Genomic DNA, 18355 nt, shown 5'->3' on the forward strand with positions numbered 1-18355 from the left:
TGCCACTTATTTCTCATTTTATTCAGAAGGAGCCTCCCCATTCTTGTTCTCTGCTCCTTCACCCTGACGAGCCTCTAGTTCCAGCTGCTTTTCAATATCCGCCGCAGTCTGGAGATTCTTCTTGGTGCCCTCGTAGATAATCTGGGTCAGTCTGGCAGCCTTGGCCGGCTCAAATTCCGACAGGACTTTGGCAGCCGTACCCTCATCCATTTTCTGGAGAATAGTCACAGCCAGGTCGTCATCCAGGGCATCAAGAGCCTCTGCCGCATCCTTGGGCTTCATGCCATTGTACAGCCGGGCCAGCTTTGAGACCCTTTTCTTCTCCGCAGCTTCTCTTTGCTGCATCTGTTCCTCTATTTCCTTCTTGGACAGGGTCAGTTTCTTGGACTGCTTCTTGTCCTCAGCCTTGGGCTTCACATCCTCCACAGGCTTTTCTTCCATTTCCTCCTGTTCCGGAGGGGGCTTCACGAAATACTGGCCCACCACCGGCAGGTTATAAAGCCCCAGCTTTTCATTCATTTCCGCTGTATCAAAGATGCGCAGATAAACTCCCAGAGCAAAGCCGCCTATGACTAGCACCAGGAGCAGGAAAAGCATCAGTATGACCTTGAAGATTTTCTTTCCCCCGCCTTTTTTCTCTGCCATCTTATCTCCTGCCTTCATTCATAGTGTATTTGCTTCAGCGATACAAATCGAGAACCTTGTCCACGTAATTTTGCGTCTCCGGATAGGGAGGCACTCCGTCGTACTTCTTCACGGCATTGGGGCCTGCATTATAGGCTGCCACAGCCTTCTTCACATCTCCCCCGAAACTGTCCAGCATCTGTCTGAGATATCTGGCTCCCCCTTCGATATTCTGCTGCTTGTCATAGGGATTTACCCCCAGGGAAGCTGCCGTATCAGGCATCAGCTGCATGACGCCTATGGCGCCTGCCGGAGATTCCGCCCCCTGATTGCCGCCTGATTCAACCTCTGCCACAGCAGAAACAAGTTTGGGGTCCACCTGATACTTCTCCGAAGCCGCCTTCACCATCTGGCTAAGGGAGGCATCAGAAAGAAGGATTCCCCCGCCTTTGGTATGAGGAGCATAGCCCGTAAGCTTTACCTCTCTGGTGGCCCTTGCTTCCTGCTGCTTTTCCGCGCCTGTCCCGGCACTGGCTGCTTCCACCACAGCCGCAGCAGCTGTCTCCTCCTTTTGGGCAGCCTGGCCCGGCTTCTCTCCCTTATGCATGGCCTTATTCAGCACATTGTCAAAGTCCAGCCCCGGCACACCGCCTGGAATGCCGAACCTCTCCTGAATATCCGCTATGCGGGCCTGTATATGCCTTACACCTGACAAGTCCATCGAAATCATGAAGCTGCCTCCCTCCGGGCCCTCATAGTAAGCTGCAATCCCAGCTCATCGAGGAACTTCTGCTCCTCAAACATCACCTGCTCATTGTATTCCCGCAGGCGTTTTTCCTTGAGCTGCTCAATGCTCTTCAGGTAGGTCATAACCTCCATCAGGATCTTGAGCTTCTTCTGCTTCTCCCCCTGTGTCTGAAGGATGATGCCCCTCTGAATCTCTATCTGCTCCCGCTTCCAGGCAAAGAAGCGGTTAAAGCTCATAAGCCTGCCAATGGTGACCCTGGTTCCCTCCTGGGAGATATTCTCATAGTCACGCTGGCCCTGCTCCATTTCATTTATAAGGAGCTGGAGCTGTTCCTTCTGTTCCTCCAGCCGTCTGGAAACCTCTGCAAACTTGACCTCAGCATCTTCCTTTTTCATGCGGGTTACTTTCAGCAAAGTCTCCAGCTGGAACTTGAATTTTTTCATGGCACATCACCCTGAGATGCCTGTCAGCTTCTGTTCCGTTACTTCAAAAGAATCAACTTCAAAAATGCCCTGGCAGAGAAAATCATTGATGCTGTCGATTTTTTGCACAGCTTCATCTATCTTCTTGCTGGAGCCCTTCACATAAGCCCCGATGTGAATGAGGTCCTCTGCCTCCTTATAGACAGCCATCAGCTGCCGCATGGACTGGGCAGCCTTCAGATGCCTTTCCTCCACCACTTCATTCATGACACGGCTGACGCTGCCCAGGATATCTATAGCCGGAAAGTGGTTCTGGGCAGCAATAGCCCTGGAAAGGACAATATGTCCATCAAGGATGCTTCGCACAGCATCAGCAATGGGCTCATTCATGTCGTCACCATCTACCAGCACTGTGTAGATGCCAGTGATAGAGCCCTTTTCGCTGGTACCCGCCCTCTCCAAAAGTCTTGGCAGCAATGCAAAGACCGAAGGGGTATATCCACGGGTAGCAGGCGGCTCTCCGATAGTCAGCCCCACCTCACGCTGGGCCATGGCAAAGCGGGTGACGGAATCCATCATGAGTATGACCTTGTGGCCCTGGTCGCGGAAATACTCCGCAATGGCCGTGGCGGTCATAGCTCCTTTGATGCGCACAAGAGCAGGTGTATCCGAGGTAGCCACTACCACCACAGAGCGCTTGAGGCCTTCCTCTCCCAAATCCCTTTCAATGAAATCGCGCACCTCACGGCCGCGCTCTCCCACCAGGGCGATGACGCTGATATCAGCTTCGGTATTTCTTGCAATCATGGAAAGCAGGGTGGACTTGCCCACCCCGGAACCTGCCATGATGCCGATGCGCTGGCCTTCCCCCATGGTAATGAGGCCGTCTATGGCCCTGACTCCCACATAAAGACTGTCCTTGATACGGGGGCGGGTAAGAGGAGGTGGCGGCGGCGCCTGCAGGGGATACTCCTTCTTCATCAGCAGCGGTCCCTTGCCATCCATGGGATTGCCCAGGCCGTCAAGCACCCGGCCCAAAAGCTCCGGGCCAACTTTCACCTGCAGCATTTTCTGGGCAGATACCACTTCGCAGCCAGGGCCTATGCCATGCATCTCCCCTACGGGCATCAGCATGACATACCCTTCCCTGAAACCTACTACTTCTGCCGGTATGGGGGGCACATCAGGGAAGTGGGAACTGACATAGCACAATTCCCCCACGCTGACGGTGGGCCCCTGTGATTCTATGACCAGGCCGATAACCTGAGTAACCTTGCCTGTGAGCTTCATGCTGTGGCAATCTGCAATGGCTTCCTTGAACTTGGCTATATTGACCTGCACCGGCCCCTGCATGCCCAGCCCCCCTTATACCGAAAATCTACATCTTCACTTCCAGCACGGCCTGGCGGATAAGTTCCATCTGAGTAGCCAGTCTTGCATCCACACTGCCATTTGGCGTCTCCACCAGACAGTCGCCTGGCTTCAGAGCTTCATCGGCATGGATTTCCAGCACAGCATCGCCAGCAGTGAGAATCTGCCTGAGCTCATCCCTGGCCATGAGCACAAAATCATAAGAAGCGGGTGGCACACTTACCACCAGCCTCTTTTGGTCATTTACTTTCAGGATAGCTTCTCTCACCAGGGGGAGCACCATCTGAGGCACATCGATGAAGTGCTGCGGCAGCACCTTCTCAACTACCCCCATGGCTATAGCTACCACATCATCCTCGGCTTTCTGCAGGTAGTCAAAGGTGGCTTCCTCTGCATCACGCAGGGTTTTCTCTGCCCTGGCGTTGGCAGCGTTCAGCTCGTCCTGCAGGCTCTGGCGGATTTCCTTCTCACCGTCTTCCCTGCCCTGCTTCAGCCCTTCTTCATAGCCACGACTTCTGGCCTCTTCCTTCTCAGCCTCTATCTCTGCCCTGGCTTCTTCCATCAGCCGGTCATACTCAGCCTGTCCCTCCTGTTTTAAGAGCGCAGCCTGTTTTTCGGCTTCCTTGACTAAGTCCTTAGCCCTTTGTTCCCTGGAAGATATTTCCTCCAGCATACGGGCCAGAGCCTCCTCATCCACTTCCGGCTCCGCCTCTGCTTCCAAAGGCTTTTGGGGAGCCGCCGGCGCTTCTATGGATCGGGGAGTCTCCTTCCACTGGGCGTACTTGATGACCTTAGACAATCATCTCGTCTCCCTGTCCGCGGGAAATCACAATCTCGCCCTTGTCCTCCAGCGCCCTGATGACATTGACGACCTTCTGTTGTGCTTCCTCCACATCCCTGATTTTCACAGGGCCCATGAACTCGATTTCTTCACGCAGCATATCTGCTGCACGCTTGGACATATTCCTGTAGACCTTGTCTGCCACTTCCCCCTGGGTGCCTTTGAGCGCCAGGGACAAATCCTTGGTATCCACCTCTCTGAGCACCATCTGCAGGGAGCGGTCGTCCAGCTGGACAATATCCTCGAACACGAACATGAGGCGCTTGATGTCCTCGGCCAGTTCCGGATTGTCCACTTCCAAGGTCTCGATAATGGATTTCTCTGTAGTGCGGTCCACCCGGTTGAGGACTTCCACCACAGCCTTGATGCCGCCTGCGGTAGTGAAGTCCTGGGTAACCAGAGCCGACAGCTTCCTTTCCAGCACGCGCTCCACCTCCCTGACAATGTCCGGTGATGTGCGATCCATGACCGCAATGCGCCGGGCCACATCAGCCTGAGACTCCGGTGGCAGGGACCCCAGGATGGTACTGGCCTGGTCCGGATCCAGATATGCCATGATGAGGGCTATAGTCTGGGGATGCTCATTCTGAATGAAGTTCATGAGCTGGGACGGGTCAGTCTTCCTGAGGAAATCAAAGGGACGCACCTGGAGGCTGGTAGTAAGGCGGTTGATAATATCCATGGCCTTGTCGGCCCCCAGGGCCTTCTCCAGCACGTTCTGGGCATATTCCAGGCCACCGCTGGAGATGTAGTCACGGGCCATGGCCATCTGGTAGAATTCGCTGATGACCTCGGCCTTCTGTTCTGCGCTGACCTGCTTATGGTTGGCAATCTCCAGGGTGATCCTCTCGATTTCTTCATCATCCATATGCTGGAACAGCTTGGCCGAGTACTCCGGCCCCAACGCTATAAATAAGATGGCAGCTTTTTCCTGATTGGAAAGTTCGCCTTCATCTTCATCATCATACATGCCAGCCATAAGCCATCATTCCTCCGCAAGCCAGGTCTTGATGAGCATAGCAACCTCCGCCGGTTTCTGGTCGATAAGCTGCTGCAGCGTCTGCTTTTCTGAGAGCTGCCTCTGCTCCTCCTCGGTAAGTTCTTCTTCCTCGATTTCTCCTGCTTCCACCAGTGCCGCCCTCTCTGCAGCAATCCGCTTCTCCTCTTCCTCCTGAGCCAGACGGGCAGCTTCTGCAGCTGCTGCCTCCTCCTGCAGCCTCTTGCGGCGCCGCATGTAAAGGGCGAAGGCAATGAGGACGATGATGAGGAGGGGAATGCCCACCTGCATGTAGAAGATGCGGTCCTGACGGTCCTTCTCAGCCTGTTCGGCAGCAGCCCTGCGGTCTGCGGCCTCGGTGCTGAAGGGCAGGGGCTCCACGGAGATGGTGTCACCGCGCTCGGCATTGATGCCGGCTGCGCTGGACACGCTGCGCATGATGCTCTCCTGCTGAGTGGTATTGATGTCATCATTCACCAGCACCGCCACCGTCAGGCGCTTGATGGAGCCGGGAGAAGCCACTGTGCGCTGCTTCTCTTCATTTATCTCGTAATTTTTCGTGGATTCCTTTTTCTCATAGTTGGCATTGGCCGTGCCTTCCTGGGCTACATAGCCCGGCACATTCGATTCAACGCCGGCAGGGCCTCCCGGATTGTTGGAAGTACCCTCATATGTCTCGTTGATATCCTGTTGGCTGCGGATGATGCCGGATTCGTCCACCACAGGGGTGAAAGTCTGGCGGTCCGTCTGCCTGTCATCGAAGTCAAGCTCCACACTGACCCTGGCAAAAGCCCTGCCTTCGCCCAGGGACTGATCCAAAAGGCTCTGGACATTCTTCTGGATGTTGTCCTGGACCTTCCTGGTCATTTCCAGCTGGGTCATGGTTTTCTGCTTGACGCTCTGCTCTTCATTTTCATCAGGGTCATTGAGAATCTGCCCAGTATCATCCACAATGGTGATATTCTCAGGCTGCAAGCCCTGAATGCTGTGGGCAGCCAGGTTCACAATGCCCTTGATTTCCTTCTTGGAAAGCTCGATGTTGGGACGGAGCCTCAACATGATGGAAGCCGTGGCAGGCTTCTCATTCTTCTTGTAGAGGCTGTCCTCCGGCAGCACTATGTGCACCCGGGCCTTTTCCACCGCTGCAATCTGCTCGATGGTGCGGGTGAGCTCCCCCTGGAGGGCCTGCAGATAGTTCACCTTGTTCTGGAACTCTGTGACTCCCAGTTTGCTGTCATCAAAGATTTCAAAGCCCTTCTGTCCCCGGGGCAGGCCCTGGGTGGACAGATCAAGCCTTGCATCATGCACATTCTTGGACGGTACAAGGATATTGGTTCCCAGCTTCGTTTCCTGTATCTCATATTCTATTTTGCTTTCTTTAAGCTTTGCTGCCACCTCGCCGGCATCCTTGGTTTCCATGCCTGTAAACAAAGGCACCATATCCGGCTTGCTGCCATACCAGAAACTTATCCCCAGTATGACAAAGAGGAGAGCCAAAGCGGATCCTAACATGATATAACGCTGTCTTTTGGTGAATTTCTCCCACAGCGCCAGATACCGCTCTTTCCAATCTCCCATGGTCTCAATCCCTTCGCGTCATCATTTAAGCCCTATACAAGGTCAAACCTGCATGCGCATGATTTCCTGATAGGCCTGCGTAGCCTTGTTGCGCAGCTGAAGGGTCAGCTGCAGGGCAAGCTCGGCCTTTTGGGCCGCTACTACGACTTGCGATATATCCTCTGCTCTGCCAGCGGCCAGAAGGGCGTTCTGGCGGTCGGATTCTATTTGCAGATTGTTTACCTCTTTCAAGGCCCCCTTCAGGTATTCGGCAAAGCTCTTCACTTCCTCAGGCTTTTCCATTTCCCCTAAATGGCTGGTGGCGTGCATGCTCACCGGTGTCATCTGCAAAGGTTCTATTTCCATAACTATCCCCTCCCCCTTCGGACCTTAGGAACTCTGTTATTTGCTCATATCCAGAGCCTTGCTGTACATGGACTTGGCGGCGTTGATACTGGTAGTATTAGCTTCATAGGCCCGGGAGGCGGTAATCATGTCCACCATCTCCGCCACCACGTTCACATTGGGCCTTTCCACATACCCCTCAGCATTGGCATCCGGGTGGCCGGGGTCATACACCAGGGGCCCCTGTTCATTATCCTCCCTGATCATCACGGCCCTGACGCCTTCGCCGGCTTTCAGCTTGTCCATTGACCTTTCCAGGAAATCATTGAAAGTCTTCTTCCCCGTCCCCCGGGGCTCAAAGACCACGAAGCGGCGATGGTAAGCTCCTCCCCGCTCCGTCCTGGTAGTGTTGGCATTGGCGATATTGTTGGAAATCACATCCATGCGCAGCCGCTCGGCGGTGAGGCCGGAGGCTGCCGTATCTATCCCCAGGAACATGCTCATGATAGTACCTCTTGCTTTCTTACAGCTTAGTTCTGCCCGCTGGTAATGACGTTCTTCATCTTGGTGACAAAACCTCCCAGCTGGGTTGCCATGGCATTGTAATACAGCTGGTTCTTGGCCATGTTGGCCATTTCCACATCGATGTCCACATTGTTGTGGTCCACTCTCATAGTGGTGGTATCATCGCGCTCTATGACAGGCTGCGCTGCCCCCCGCATGGGAATGGGCAGGTGACGGTCATGGGTGCGGACTATATCCAGCTTTCCCTGCTCGTCGTCAAGATGAAGCTCCTTGGCCAGCAGCTCCTCAAAACGCACATAGCTGCGCTTGAACTTAGGCGTATTGACGTTGGCTATATTGTCGCTGATTACCTCATGCCTCATGGTCGCTGCCTGCATCCCCCGGGACAGGTAGTTCATATTGGGGGAATTGGTGATCTGTTCCAGCATGACAAGCTTCACTTCCTCTCATCTTAGCGCATAAGTGCCCCCATGTATAGACTTCTAAGGATTTATTTTCTACACGATGCCCTTTTATCCTGCCCAAGGCAAGATTTTTTTCCTGTTGATATTTGATTTATCCCTTTTTTGTAAAAAAATAAGGCCATTCTCAAAGAGAACAACCTTAATTCCGTCAATGTTTCAGATAATCCATAGGATAAAGTTCTTTGGCGTGGACGACATCTGCCTCAAACATGCGGTTCCAGGGGAAGCGCACCTCAATCTCCCTGAGGGATTCAAAGGGAGGAAAATTGCTATCCACAAAGCGCTGCATCATGCGGGCGGACCTTTCAGATACTGCCTGGCGCTTGCTGTCCAAACTGCCGTAGACCCCGTCACCCCGCAGCCAGGTGAGCTGGCGGGCAATGGTATTCCTGACATTGGCCTGATAAGCCCAATCATCCAGATAACGGGTCAGCAACAGGTCAGTCACCGCATCTTCCTTCATGTACTTCACCAGCATGCCCTCGCCGATGACAAAGCCTGAGCTGTTGGTAGGAGTGTTCCAGCCTCCATAAGCCTTGATCTTGAAGAGCATATCCTTCTTCCTGAGATTCTCCATCAGGGCGTTGTCAGAACCGTTGGCATAGGCCACATCAGCTATGGCTACCGGATATCCCTTGCCCACATAGTCACTCACCAGGTCCATGAAGTAGTCAGTGCCCTCCCGGGAACTGCCGTCATTGCTGCGCCAGTTGGCCTCATAAGTCTTGCCATTGGGATTGGTATTGACCACCAGCACCAGGTCGGCCTTCTCCGGGGAATTCACCTGCAAGCCGCCGCTTGCGTTGATGGCAGAATCAATGGAAGCCCCCATGGTTTCGTCAGAATAGGCGGGGATGGTCTTTGCGCCACGACCCCAGTTGTACCGAACGTAAACAAAGGGAACTTCACGCCTGATGTCATTTACCGCCCGGGCCATGAGGAGCATGCCTATCTCATCAATGCCTGCCATGGCCTGGAACTTGGATGCATCCAGCTTTCCGGCCGCAGCCAACAGATGACGGCTCTCCAGATGAGTCTGGGACAGGGGGGCGTTATCATCCCTGCCCAGCACCAGATAATTGAAGGTGTTGTTGCCTGCCAGTTTCATCAGGCTTTCATTGGCAGCGTAGTTCTTCTTCCGGCGTCCCAGCCAGTCCTGAAGGTCTTTTTTGGGTATCAGCCGCTCCAGGAATGACACTTCCTTGCGTTCCCGGGAAGTAAGGCCCTCCGTTTCTTCCTTGTCCTTCAGCCCCGTATACCTGAAGATGTCAGCCCCATAACGCCTGTAATAATCCGGTTCCTCATGACCTGAGGCCTCACCATTCCTGGGAGTGCGCATGATGGAACTGAAGACATAGAGCTGCATGTTGGGATGATTCGCGCGAAATTCCCTGAAGCGTTTTACTCTGGCCTCCACCTCTGCCTGGGAGAAATTATGCTTGCGGGAGCCCACCAGGCTGCCGTAAAGCATGGCATCAGAGGAAATCACTGCCGCATCTGCTTCCTCAGAGTTTTCCTCCAGCCACTGCCAGAGCACTTCAGGATTCCCCAGATTGGTACGGTTCCCCAGCTTTTCATCCGGCGGCACCACCACCTGATAGCCGATTTTTTCCACCACTTCCGCCGTCTGCTTGTTGGAAATGGGGCGATTGTCGTGGGGCACATAGATGATCTTGGGCACGGGGTTTTCTACTTTCTTCCGCGCCTCACCTGCCAAAGGCATCATAAGCAGGGCAGCCCCCACCAGTGCTGCCGCTGCTTTCATGAAATTTTTCCCTGCTGTAATCCTCATTTTACTTCCCATCATTTCCTGCCTTTATCTCCTCCCCTTTGCCTTTGAGAAGGCCCTTCAGGTCATCTTTCACATCATCCGGTATATGCAGTTCCGTCTGGAACTCTATGCCGTTTTCCTTGGGAGTGGCACCTTTTATTTCAATCATATCCAGCAGCCTGTGGCCGTGGAAGCGGGTCTGGCCAAAAGTAGAAGCAGCCAGCACCTGACCGCAGTCCACCTTCACATCATTGTGGCGGATGTCCACAGGCAGATTGTCAAAGGCATCTGCCTTCCCCACCATGCGCTCCACCATGGACAGGGAAACCCGGGAGAAAATCCAGGACATGAGGCCATGGCCCGGCATTTTTTTCTGCTGCACCTGGTAGACCATATAGGTCTTGTCTCCCTGGTGAATGAACTCTTTGATTTTCCCGGACAGCTTCAATTCTCCCTTTTGGGTAGAAGCTTCGATATCCAGCTTCCCATTCTCGTGAGAATGAAGCGCCAGCCTGTCCAGTCCCTGCTGAGGCTTCTTTTGCAATCCCTGCATGAGGGCTTCATTGATGACCTCATCAGGCACGAAGAGCTTGCCCTCGCTGATTTCCTTCAGACTTTCCCTGGACCAGGTGCCGCGCACCACCTTGAGGGCGGGGCCGTAATCCTGCACCTTTTCCCTGAGTTCTCCCCAATCAATCTTCTGAACCTGCTCCACCCAGGCTGCTGGTAAATCCATTAACTGCCTTCCTCCTTGCTCTCCTTCTTGGCAGCCCGCACATCCTCCCAGAGGTTGCGGGTCTTGTCGTAGAGTTTCGGGTCATTAGACCTGATATTATTATCTCCGATAATCCTTGAGAGATACTGGGTGGATTTCTCAATCTCACCCATGCGGTAATAAATAGCTCCAATGAGGTACATGCAGAGACCGTCTGACATGCCATTCAGAGGATACATTTCCGTGGTGAGGGACTTGTCGTAAAGTTCCGCCGCCCGCCCCAGCATTTCTACCTCGTTCTCACGTTCGCCGGCATCGCGGTAGATCCAGGCCAGCATGAGATAGAGGCCTGCCCGGCGATTCAGGGAAGCCTCCAGCATTTCCGCGTAGAAGATACCCAGCTTGAAGGAAGCCACCGCCTCAGCCTTGCCCCGCTCCTCCATGAATTCCAGCGCCATCCTCTTGTTGGCCAGGAACTCAGCTATCTTTTCCTTGTGCTTGGCAGGCATATTGCCCACAAAGATTTTTTCCTCAGCCGCAAAGCCGCAGTGCTCACAGAACCAGATTTTGTAATAGTAGGGATTGAAGTCTCTATAGTGGACGCACATATCCTCATCAGTGCTGAGGGTAATGAGCCGTGCCTTGGTCTTGGAAACCCGGGTCATCTTGCCACAGATAGGGCATTTTTTCTCCACCACAAAGGTATATTCGCTCATCAAAAGAACCTCCCATCTATTAAATTTTCACCGCCATAATAGCATACCACATATTCATGAAAAATTGAATTAGAGAGCATTAGAGGATTGCTGCTGGCAGCAATCCTCTGTCCTTTAGGCCCGGAGCCTGTCAGCGCTCATATCGCACGCAGAGCTCTTTGAGCCTTTCTACATCAACTTCCATCAGATAGCCTGGCTTCAGGCACCACTTCCAGTTGAAGCCCACCGTGCCAGGCGTGTTCATGCGGTTGCGCTCATCAAGTCCCAGCAGGTCCTGCATGGGCACCATGGCCAGGCGGGCATCGCTGGCGTAGGCAAACTCCACCAGGCGCTCGCAGATTTCCCTGGGCCTGTCAGGACGTGCCTCCAAGAGGTATGCCACGGCGACTTTCATGGCATCATCAATATCATGATTGTACCAGCCCACGGTGGTGTTATTGTCGTGGGTGCCGGTGTAGACAATGCTGTTCTCCGGAGCCACAAAGCCAAAGCGGCCCATCTCACCGAAGTGGAGGGCGAAGTGCAGCACCTTCATGCCCGGGAAGTCGCAGGCATCCCGCAGGGCCTCCACCTCATCGGTGATGATGCCCAAATCCTCTGCCACGATAGGCATATGGCCCAGGCTGCTTTTGATTTCATCAAAGAAAGGCTTGCATGGTCCCTTCACCCAACGGCCATTGATGGCAGTTTCCGCCTTGCCATCCACCTCCCAGTATGACTCAAAGCCACGGAAGTGGTCGATGCGCACGATATCCACCAGCCCGTAAAGCTTCCTGAAGCGCTTCTTCCACCAGTCATAATTCTCAGCTTCCATGGCCTGCCAGTTATACTGGGGGTTGCCCCAGAGCTGGCCTGTGGCGCTGAAGTAATCAGGCGGTACTCCCGCCACGGTCTTGGCCGTGCCATCGGGATTCAGGTCAAAGAGCTTCTGGTTGGCCCAGGCATCAGCACTGTCATGGGAAATGAAGATGGGCATATCTCCCATGATGGAGACGCCGTGGTCACGGGCGTAATCATGGAGCTTCTGCCACTGGGTATGGAAAATATACTGCAGGAACTTCTCGTAGCCCACAGTCTCGTGAAGTTTTCCGGCTATGACCTTCATAGCCTGCTTGTCCCTGTGTTTCAGTGTCTTGGGCCAATCAATCCAGGAAGCTCCTTTCTGGTCCTTCTTGATGGCCATGAAGAGGGCATAATCATCCAGCCAGTAGGCCTCCCTCTGGCAGAAAGCTTCATACTCCCCGTCCTTGGCTGCTTCCTTGGCAAACTTGGCATAGGCTTTCTTCAGGCACTTGGCCTTGAAAGCCTGCACCCGCTCAAAGTCCACGAAGGAACTTCCTCCGGCATAAGGAAGCTTGGCCTCGCTGGCAGTAATCCACTTTTTCTCAATAAGCTCATCGATGTCAATCAGCAGGGGATTGCCTGCAAAAGCCGAGGGTGACTGATAGGGTGAATAGCCAAAGCCCACAGGCCCCAGCGGCAGTATCTGCCAGACAGTCTGGCCCGCTTCATGCAGGAAATCGATAAACTTGTAAGCCTCCTTGCCAAAATCACCGATGCCATACTTTGAGGGCAGGCAGGTGGGATGCAGGAGCACGCCAGCCTGGCGGGGATACTTCCTGACAGGCTTGACCGCTTTGAGCACCAGCGGCTTCAGATCCTGCAGCTTCAGGTGGAGACGTCCCCGCACCACGGTATAGCGCTCCCTGCGTTCCGAGAGCACATCCTCCAGTTCCCCGGACACGAAATCGCTGACATCGATATCTATGTGCTCCCACTCTGCATTGCGGTTGAAGGCGATGATGAAGACGCCATCCTCTGCCGGTGCCCCGAACACATCCTTGCCTCCCCGTATGACCCGGGTATAAGCAATGACGTTGCCGGAAGCGTAAAGAGGCAGGATCATCCCTGTCTGCAAAACCTGATTCTCATTGCGCAGCTTGATGAGCTTCCTGTAGAAGTCCTGTATCTCTTCATCTCCCCCGCTCCACTTGTAGGGACGGCGGTTGTAGGGATCCTTGAACCCCTCCATGCCTATCTCATCCCCGTAGTAGATGCAGGGCACCCCGGGATAGGTCATCTGCCAGGCAGCTGCCATGAGGAGCCGTGCCTTGCCCAGGGAATAGTGGACATGATCCATTTTGGCCCGGGACTGCTCGACGGCAGGCATGCCGTCATAGTAAGGAGCTTCGCCCAGATAGGTGATAGCCCTGTGCACATCATGGCTGCCAATGAGGTTCATCATGGCGTATAGATTTTCCCTGGGGTAATTCTCAATCATGCTGGTAAGCCTGCGAAGCGCCAGATTTCCGTCCACCCGCCCCATCAGGAAATCGAAGATGATTTCCCGGAAGGGATAGTTCATGGCAGAATCCATTTCCTGACCGCAGAGGTATTCCCTGGGCACCCCATAGGCTACCTTGTGGGAGCAATCCTCCCAGACCTCGCCAATCATCACGGCCTCAGGATTTGTTTTCTTGAGCTCCGCATAGAAGCTCTGGGAGAAAGGCTCCGGCAGCTCGTCGATGACATCAAGGCGCCAGCCCATTACCCCTTCCTTCATCCAGTGATGGAGCACACTGTCCTTGCCTGTGATAATGAAGTCCATATAGGAAGGCGTGGTTTCCTGCACATTGGGCAGGGTATTGAAATCCCACCAGCTGTCATACTCATGGGGCCAGTTGCGGAAGCAGAACCAGTCATAATAGGGCGAATCCTTGGACTGATAAGCCCCCACTGTATCATATTCACCCTTGCGGTTGAAATAACGACTGTTGCTGCCCGTATGGCTGAAAACACCGTCAATGATGATGCGGATGCCCTTCTCTTTGGCAGCCTCGATGAGATGCCTGAAATCCTCGTTGGTGCCGAGAATCGGATCTACCTTATGATAGTCGCCAGTATCATAGTGATGATTGCTCTCCGACTCAAAGACCGGGTTCATGTAAATGACGGAAATCCCCAGTTCCTTCAGGTAGTCAAGCTTCTCCTCTATGCCCTTGAAATTCCCGCCGAAGAAATCATAGGCCACGATTTCCTTTGTATCCGGATCCTTGTAGTAACATGGCTCGTCTTCCCAGTTGGCATGGTATACCGCCCCCTTCTTGGGGATTAGCTTGTCCCCGTGGCGGTGGAAGCGGTCCGGAAAAATCTGGTACATGACACTGTGCTTGAACCAGTCCGGCGTCTTTGCCCCCTTGTTATAAACCGTGATCTGATAGGAGTAGGGCACCGTGTCATAGACGTCCCCCTTGCCCCCCAGCATCTCCGGATTGTTGCCATAGTAACAGGTACCCTGTGAGGTATTGATAATGAAATAATACCAGAGGAGACAGCCCTTTTCGGGCATTTCCAGCTCTGTGCTGTAGAAATGATCCGCCGAACCCTCTGCATGGTTTTTGTCCTGCAAAGTGACAAGAGTCTCTCCCTTGCGCTCCTGCCACAGGCGCAGCAGCACCTGCTTGATGGCAAGCTCCGTATGTATCCTTATCCCCAGCTTCACCTTGGAACCGGCTTCCGCCGCCCCGATGGTTGAACGATAATAGACGTTATGGGAATTATGCTCGACATTATGTCTATCCAGCATTCTCTCACCCTCCCTTATCTTATCCAGACCTCTGCCAGGTACCTTTATGCGAAAAAGGGCGGCCTGCAGACCGCCCCGTATTTCACTGCTTCACTTACTCCGTCTTGCCCCCGGGAGCTTCCTTGGCCAGCAGCTTCTCATAGAGCTGCTTGTATTCCCTGGCCGACTCTGCCCAGCTGTAGTCGGAAGTCATGGCGTTGTTCACGATCTGGCGCCATTCCCCAGGATTCTCATAAGCTGAGAGTGCACGTTTAAGTGAATACATCATTTCATGGGCGTTGTAATCCGAGAAGACAAAACCGTTGCCCTGCTTGGTATATTTATCATAAGGCACTACGGTATCCTTGAGACCGCCCGTTTCACGAACCACCGGAATAGCGCCATAGCGCAGGGCTATGAGCTGGCCAATGCCGCAAGGCTCGTAGTTGGAAGGCATGAGGAAGATATCAGCTGCCGCATAGATGCGCTGAGCCAGCTGGTTGGAGAAATAAATGTTCACGGAAACCTTGTTGGGATAGCGCCATGCCAGCCCCTTGAACCAGTCCTCGTAAACCTTGTCGCCAGTACCCAGCAGCACGAACTGGATATCCTCATGCAGGAGTATCTCATCCATCATGCGCACGATGAGATCCATGCCCTTGGCAGCCACCAGGCGGGAAACAAGTGCTACCATGGGCACCTGACGCTTGTTGGGCAGGCCCAAGAGATTCTGGAGCTCCGTCTTGTTGTCAGCCTTGCGGGAAGGATCCTCCACATCGTAAGTCTCAAAGAGATTCTTGTCCGTGCGGGGATTGTAAGTATCATAGTCAAGGCCATTGACGATGCCAAAGAGGTCATCCTTGCGGCTGCGCAGCAGGCCGTCCAGATGCTCGCCAAAATAGCCGTACTGGATTTCCTGGGCATAAGTCTTGCTGACGGTGGAAATGAAGTCGGAATAAATGATGCCGCCCTTCATGAAGTTCACCGCATCGTAGAACTCCAGGTCGCCATTGTTGAAATACTTCCAGTCCAGCGCCAGCACATCGGCCATGACATCCTTGGGGAAGACACCCTGATACTTCAGGTTGTGGATAGTGTAGAGGGTGCGAATCCTCTCATAGCGCTCATCATCCTTATGCTCCAGCTTCAGGAACACGCTGATAAGGCCTGCGTGCCAGTCATTGCTGTGGATGATGTCCGGCCAGAAATCCATGGCAGGCAGGAGGCAGAGCACCGCACGGCAGAAGAAGGAGAACCTTTCTGCATCATCATCGTAGCCATAGAAGCCTTCCCGGTTGTAGTATTCCTCATTATCCACAAAATAATAGGTAACACCCTCGTATTCCAGCTTCTCCAGGCCCACGAACTTCGTGCGCCAGGCCACGTTTATCTCGCCATCATAGACATGTTCCATCTTGGAGCGGTATTCCTCGGGGATTTTGCCAAACTTGGGCATAATGACCCGAACATCAACTCCCTCCAGGCGCAGAGCCTTGGGAAGGGAACCTGCCACATCAGCCAATCCGCCGGTTTTAGCAAAAGGCACCGCTTCCGATGCTACATACAGTACATTCATGCCTTGTGTCCTCCTTTTATGGTAAACCTTGGTATAATTTATTTTTTCATCAAGCACTCTTTATCTTCTTGCCGCCGCTTTCTTTCCGGGCAGCTTCGGTGGAAACCTTGACGGCTTCCTTATCTTCCCGTCCCTTCACTTCTGTGACCTGCTCTATTTCCGGAGCTATGTAGCCCGCTCCGGCCTGGCCCTTGACCCTGAGGAAAATCGCAGCCAAAGGCGGCAGAGTCAAAGTGATGGACTGCTCACGTCCGTGCCAGGGCACATCCTCTGTCTGAAGGTCACCGGCATTTCTCACACCGCCGCCTCCATACCCCTTGTCATCGGAGTTGAATACCTCTACATAAATTCCCTTGGAAGGCACCCCCACCCGGTAACTCTCACGGAGTTCAGGGGTGAAATTGCAGAGCACGATAATGAAGTCGTTGCTATCCTTGGCCTTGCGGATAAAGGAAATGACGCTGTTCTCATTGTCATCGCAGTCAATCCACTTGAAGCCTTCCCAATCAAAGTCCACCTGCCAGAGTGCCTTGGTATCACAGTAGAACTTGTTGAGGGTCCTGGAATAAGTCTGCATGGCTTCGTGCATGGGATACTTCTGCACCAGATGCCAGTCCAATTCCTCATCATAGTTCCATTCGATGAACTGGCCGAACTCGCCCCCCATGAAGAGCAGCTTCTTGCCGGGGTGGGCAATCCAGTAGCCAAAGAAAACTCTGAGGCCCGCAAACTTCTGCCAGTAATCCCCGGGCATCTTGGAAATCAGCGAGCACTTGCCATGCACAACCTCATCATGGGACAGGGGCAGCACGAAATTCTCCGAAAAGGCATACATGAAGGAAAAAGTCACCTTGTCATGGTTCCACTTGCGGTAGATAGGGTCCAGACTGACATACCTGAGCATATCGTTCATCCAGCCCATGTTCCACTTGTAGTTGAAGCCCATGCCTCCCATGTAGACAGGCTTGGAAATATTTGGCCAGGCCGTGGACTCCTCAGCAATCATGAGGGCCTGGGGGTGATATTTGAAGATGGCTTCATTGAGCTTCTTCAAAAAATCCATGGCTTCAAGATTGCCGGTGTCTCCGTACTTATTGGGCTGCCATTCCCCTTCCTTCCTGCCGTAGTCCAGATAGAGCATATTGGCCACCGCGTCTATGCGCAGGCCGTCAATATGGAATTCCTCAAACCAGAACATGGCATTGGAAATCAGGAAGCTCTGTACCTCCGTGCGGCCGTAGTCAAAATTGGTAGTGCCCCACTCCCAGTTCTCAGCCAGCTGTTCATTGTCAGACTCGTAGAGATTCATGCCATCAAAGTGCCTGAGTCCCTGCTCGTCCTTGCAGAAATGGCCGGGCACCCAGTCCATGATGATGCCGATGCCATGCTGGTGGGCCTTGTCCACCAGGTACCGGAAATCATCAGGTGTGCCATAGCGGCTGGTCACCGCATAGTAACCTGTGGCCTGATAGCCCCAGGAGCCGTCAAAAGGATGCTCGCAAAGGGGCATGAACTCAATGTGTGTATAGTGCATATCGCGCACATACTCAATGAGCTCATCTGCCATCTCCCGGTAGGAGAGGTACTCCCCGTCCTCCCGGCGCCGCCAGGAACCGGCGTGAACCTCATAGGTCAGCATGGGGCGGCTGTAAGAAGACTCATTTTTCTTCTGCTCCTGCCACTCCCCATCCTGCCAGTCGTAGTGGCTCATATCATACAGGCGGGAAGCTGTCCGGGGTTTCTTTTCCGCATAGAAGCCGTAGGGGTCGGCCTTCATGATATGAGGTCCCCCCCACTGCGGCTCTATGGCGTACTTGTAAATGCCGCCTTCAGACAGCCCTGCTATGAAGACTTGCCAGATTTCCCCGTCCCCCACTTTTTCCATGTGGTTCACCCGGGTATCCCAGCCGTTGAAATCCCCCACCACACTGACTGATTTGGCATGGGGAGCCCAGAGGGCAAAGCGCACTCCGGCCTTCCCCTCCCGGGTCTCAAAGTGAGCCCCCAGCATCTCATAAGCATGATAGTTGGTTCCCTGATGGAACAGGTACAGGTCAAACTCGCTGAGTTCGGAAGTCTTCACGGATAATCCCCCTTGTATGGACCGGCTAACCTTGG

At 53.7% G+C, this 18355-nt stretch carries 16 protein-coding genes; all 16 read right to left on the bottom strand.

The features are described 5' to 3' along the window. Window positions 1-18 precede the first annotated feature (18 nt). Window positions 19-645 carry a magnesium transporter MgtE gene (locus tag P159_RS0115915; protein ID WP_029545659.1) on the bottom strand — a complete coding sequence of 209 codons (627 nt, stop codon included), beginning with the start codon at window positions 643-645 and terminating at the stop codon, window positions 19-21. Window positions 646-679: 34 nt separating this feature from the next. After that, a complete protein-coding gene (locus P159_RS0115920; protein WP_029545661.1) occupies window positions 680-1345 on the bottom strand; it encodes a lytic transglycosylase domain-containing protein in 666 nt (221 codons plus the stop codon). Window positions 1346-1350: 5 nt separating this feature from the next. Next, the gene (gene fliJ, locus P159_RS0115925; protein WP_029545663.1) at window positions 1351-1815 is read right to left on the bottom strand and encodes a flagellar export protein FliJ; all 465 of its coding nucleotides are present in this window, start codon (window positions 1813-1815) and stop codon (window positions 1351-1353) included. Window positions 1816-1821: 6 nt separating this feature from the next. Next, complete coding sequence (gene fliI, locus P159_RS0115930) at window positions 1822-3147, bottom strand: flagellar protein export ATPase FliI (protein WP_029545665.1); 1326 nt, start codon at window positions 3145-3147, stop codon at window positions 1822-1824. Window positions 3148-3172: 25 nt separating this feature from the next. Next, a complete protein-coding gene (locus tag P159_RS0115935) occupies window positions 3173-3964 on the bottom strand; it encodes a FliH/SctL family protein (protein WP_029545667.1) in 792 nt (263 codons plus the stop codon). After that, the gene (gene fliG / locus P159_RS0115940; protein WP_029545669.1) at window positions 3957-4976 is read right to left on the bottom strand and encodes a flagellar motor switch protein FliG; all 1020 of its coding nucleotides are present in this window, start codon (window positions 4974-4976) and stop codon (window positions 3957-3959) included. The genes P159_RS0115935 and fliG overlap by 8 nt, the downstream gene beginning before the upstream one ends. Before the next feature lie 15 nt (window positions 4977-4991). Next, window positions 4992-6581 (bottom strand): flagellar basal-body MS-ring/collar protein FliF, encoded by a 1590-nt coding sequence (gene fliF / locus P159_RS0115945; protein ID WP_029545671.1) that lies wholly within the window; start codon window positions 6579-6581, stop codon window positions 4992-4994. Window positions 6582-6623: 42 nt separating this feature from the next. Continuing rightward, on the bottom strand, window positions 6624-6926 hold the full coding sequence (fliE, locus tag P159_RS0115950) for a flagellar hook-basal body complex protein FliE (RefSeq protein ID WP_029545673.1): 303 nt from the start codon (window positions 6924-6926) through the stop codon (window positions 6624-6626). Window positions 6927-6962: 36 nt separating this feature from the next. Then, complete coding sequence (flgC, locus tag P159_RS0115955) at window positions 6963-7409, bottom strand: flagellar basal body rod protein FlgC (protein WP_029545675.1); 447 nt, start codon at window positions 7407-7409, stop codon at window positions 6963-6965. A gap of 26 nt (window positions 7410-7435) precedes the next feature. Continuing rightward, window positions 7436-7858 carry a flagellar basal body rod protein FlgB gene (gene flgB, locus P159_RS0115960; RefSeq protein WP_029545677.1) on the bottom strand — a complete coding sequence of 141 codons (423 nt, stop codon included), beginning with the start codon at window positions 7856-7858 and terminating at the stop codon, window positions 7436-7438. A 184-nt stretch (window positions 7859-8042) separates the two neighbouring features. Next, window positions 8043-9620: a DUF4127 family protein gene (locus P159_RS0115965; RefSeq protein ID WP_318253650.1), complete on the bottom strand. Its 1578-nt coding sequence runs from the start codon at window positions 9618-9620 to the stop codon at window positions 8043-8045. Between the two features lie 67 nt (window positions 9621-9687). Beyond that, complete coding sequence (locus P159_RS0115970) at window positions 9688-10401, bottom strand: hypothetical protein (RefSeq protein WP_029545681.1); 714 nt, start codon at window positions 10399-10401, stop codon at window positions 9688-9690. Then, entirely contained in the window at window positions 10401-11096 is a 696-nt protein-coding gene (locus P159_RS0115975; protein WP_029545683.1) for a DUF2225 domain-containing protein, read from the bottom strand. The genes P159_RS0115970 and P159_RS0115975 overlap by 1 nt, the downstream gene beginning before the upstream one ends. A 130-nt stretch (window positions 11097-11226) precedes the next feature. After that, window positions 11227-14682, bottom strand: a complete 3456-nt coding sequence (gene malQ / locus P159_RS0115980) for a 4-alpha-glucanotransferase (RefSeq protein WP_029545684.1) — start codon at window positions 14680-14682, stop codon at window positions 11227-11229. Between the two features lie 94 nt (window positions 14683-14776). Then, window positions 14777-16237, bottom strand: coding sequence for a glycogen synthase GlgA (gene glgA, locus P159_RS0115985; protein WP_029545687.1), 1461 nt, complete (start codon window positions 16235-16237; stop codon window positions 14777-14779). A gap of 49 nt (window positions 16238-16286) precedes the next feature. Further along, entirely contained in the window at window positions 16287-18320 is a 2034-nt protein-coding gene (gene glgB, locus P159_RS0115990; RefSeq protein WP_029545688.1) for a 1,4-alpha-glucan branching protein GlgB, read from the bottom strand. Between the last annotated feature and the right edge of the window lie 35 nt (window positions 18321-18355).

It is taken from the genome of Selenomonas sp. AB3002 (assembly GCF_000702545.1).
Classification (GTDB): domain Bacteria; phylum Bacillota; class Negativicutes; order Selenomonadales; family Selenomonadaceae; genus Selenomonas_B; species Selenomonas_B ruminantium_A.

Bases quoted from the DNA above. Each gene is read 5' to 3' on its own strand.
- P159_RS0115915 (WP_029545659.1), bottom strand. From the start codon at position 645: ATGGCAGAGAAAAAAGGCGGGGGAAAGAAAATCTTCAAGGTCATACTG.
- P159_RS0115920 (WP_029545661.1), bottom strand. From the start codon at position 1,345: ATGGACTTGTCAGGTGTAAGGCATATACAGGCCCGCATAGCGGATATT.
- fliJ (WP_029545663.1), bottom strand. From the start codon at position 1,815: ATGAAAAAATTCAAGTTCCAGCTGGAGACTTTGCTGAAAGTAACCCGC.
- fliI (WP_029545665.1), bottom strand. From the start codon at position 3,147: ATGCAGGGGCCGGTGCAGGTCAATATAGCCAAGTTCAAGGAAGCCATT.
- fliG (WP_029545669.1), bottom strand. From the start codon at position 4,976: ATGTATGATGATGAAGATGAAGGCGAACTTTCCAATCAGGAAAAAGCT.
- fliF (WP_029545671.1), bottom strand. From the start codon at position 6,581: ATGGGAGATTGGAAAGAGCGGTATCTGGCGCTGTGGGAGAAATTCACC.
- fliE (WP_029545673.1), bottom strand. From the start codon at position 6,926: ATGGAAATAGAACCTTTGCAGATGACACCGGTGAGCATGCACGCCACC.
- flgC (WP_029545675.1), bottom strand. From the start codon at position 7,409: ATGAGCATGTTCCTGGGGATAGATACGGCAGCCTCCGGCCTCACCGCC.
- flgB (WP_029545677.1), bottom strand. From the start codon at position 7,858: ATGCTGGAACAGATCACCAATTCCCCCAATATGAACTACCTGTCCCGG.
- P159_RS0115965 (WP_318253650.1), bottom strand. From the start codon at position 9,620: ATGATGCCTTTGGCAGGTGAGGCGCGGAAGAAAGTAGAAAACCCCGTG.
- P159_RS0115970 (WP_029545681.1), bottom strand. From the start codon at position 10,401: ATGGATTTACCAGCAGCCTGGGTGGAGCAGGTTCAGAAGATTGATTGG.
- P159_RS0115975 (WP_029545683.1), bottom strand. From the start codon at position 11,096: ATGAGCGAATATACCTTTGTGGTGGAGAAAAAATGCCCTATCTGTGGC.
- malQ (WP_029545684.1), bottom strand. From the start codon at position 14,682: ATGCTGGATAGACATAATGTCGAGCATAATTCCCATAACGTCTATTAT.
- glgA (WP_029545687.1), bottom strand. From the start codon at position 16,237: ATGAATGTACTGTATGTAGCATCGGAAGCGGTGCCTTTTGCTAAAACC.